The organism is Mycobacterium sp. Soil_C_30 (assembly GCF_057656995.1).
In genome coordinates this window covers 1-1,847 of sequence record NZ_JBDGJH010000046.1, presented here as the reverse complement: position 1 = coordinate 1,847, position 1,847 = coordinate 1, and the positions used below count along the sequence as shown (strand labels likewise).

Genomic DNA, 1,847 nt, shown 5'->3' with positions numbered 1-1,847 from the left:
AGGTTTTTGAGTTTGTTCCTCAAACATTTATGCACCAGACCGACACCCACTACAGGCACCGGCCATCCACAGAATCCGTCTGAAACCTCGGCGATCCGCACGATGCGGGCCGACCCAGACATTGTGGTGCTCCTTAGAAAGGAGGTGATCCAGCCGCACCTTCCGGTACGGCTACCTTGTTACGACTTCGTCCCAATCGCCGATCCCACCTTCGACGGCTCCCTCCCACAAGGGGTTAGGCCACCGGCTTCGGGTGTTACCGACTTTCATGACGTGACGGGCGGTGTGTACAAGGCCCGGGAACGTATTCACCGCAGCGTTGCTGATCTGCGATTACTAGCGACTCCGACTTCACGGGGTCGAGTTGCAGACCCCGATCCGAACTGAGACCGGCTTTGAAAGGATTCGCTCCACCTCACGGCATCGCAGCCCTTTGTACCGGCCATTGTAGCATGTGTGAAGCCCTGGACATAAGGGGCATGATGACTTGACGTCATCCCCACCTTCCTCCGAGTTGACCCCGGCAGTCTCTCACGAGTCCCCACCATAACGTGCTGGCAACATGAGACAAGGGTTGCGCTCGTTGCGGGACTTAACCCAACATCTCACGACACGAGCTGACGACAGCCATGCACCACCTGCACACAGGCCACAAGGGAACCAATATCTCTACTGGCGTCCTGTGCATGTCAAACCCAGGTAAGGTTCTTCGCGTTGCATCGAATTAATCCACATGCTCCGCCGCTTGTGCGGGCCCCCGTCAATTCCTTTGAGTTTTAGCCTTGCGGCCGTACTCCCCAGGCGGGGTACTTAATGCGTTAGCTACGGCACGGATCCCAAGGAAGGAAACCCACACCTAGTACCCACCGTTTACGGCGTGGACTACCAGGGTATCTAATCCTGTTCGCTCCCCACGCTTTCGCTCCTCAGCGTCAGTTACTGCCCAGAGACCCGCCTTCGCCACCGGTGTTCCTCCTGATATCTGCGCATTCCACCGCTACACCAGGAATTCCAGTCTCCCCTGCAGTACTCCAGTCTGCCCGTATCGCCCGCACGCCCACAGTTAAGCTGTGAGTTTTCACGAACAACGCGACAAACCACCTACGAGCTCTTTACGCCCAGTAATTCCGGACAACGCTCGGACCCTACGTATTACCGCGGCTGCTGGCACGTAGTTGGCCGGTCCTTCTTCTGCAGGTACCGTCACTTGCGCTTCGTCCCTGCTGAAAGAGGTTTACAACCCGAAGGCCGTCATCCCTCACGCGGCGTCGCTGCATCAGGCTTGCGCCCATTGTGCAATATTCCCCACTGCTGCCTCCCGTAGGAGTCTGGGCCGTATCTCAGTCCCAGTGTGGCCGGTCACCCTCTCAGGCCGGCTACCCGTCGTCGCCTTGGTAGGCCATTACCCCACCAACAAGCTGATAGGCCGCGGGCCCATCCCACACCGCAAAAGCTTTCCACCACACACCATGAGGCGCGTGATCCTATTCGGTATTAGACCCAGTTTCCCAGGCTTATCCCAAAGTGCAGGGCAGATCACCCACGTGTTACTCACCCGTTCGCCACTCGAGCACCCCGAAGGGCCTTTCCGTTCGACTTGCATGTGTTAAGCACGCCGCCAGCGTTCGTCCTGAGCCAGGATCAAACTCTCCAAACAAAAACCCCTCAACCCACAGGCCAAGGCAGAATTCGAATCAGAAAAATCCGATCACAAACAAAAGACACCAAAACTGGCATCCAAAAACCACACCCCACACAGGAAGACGGGGAGTCCCCCACAGGATGTGGCAAAAACAAACAAAAACCACCAAACACACTATTGAGTTCTCAAACAACAGACCTGCAGT

2 rRNA genes (1 of these 2 running past the window's edge) are annotated in these 1,847 nt (G+C 56.7%); both read right to left on the bottom strand.

Annotation, left to right across the window (positions count from 1 at the left end):
• A 23S ribosomal RNA gene (locus AC3A6P_RS36005) occupies positions 1-86 on the bottom strand (it extends 2,861 nt beyond the left edge of the window).
• Positions 87-137: 51 nt separating this feature from the next.
• A 16S ribosomal RNA gene (locus tag AC3A6P_RS36000) occupies positions 138-1,657 on the bottom strand.
• Together the 16S and 23S rRNA genes form the textbook arrangement of a ribosomal RNA operon.
• Between the last annotated feature and the right edge of the window lie 190 nt (positions 1,658-1,847).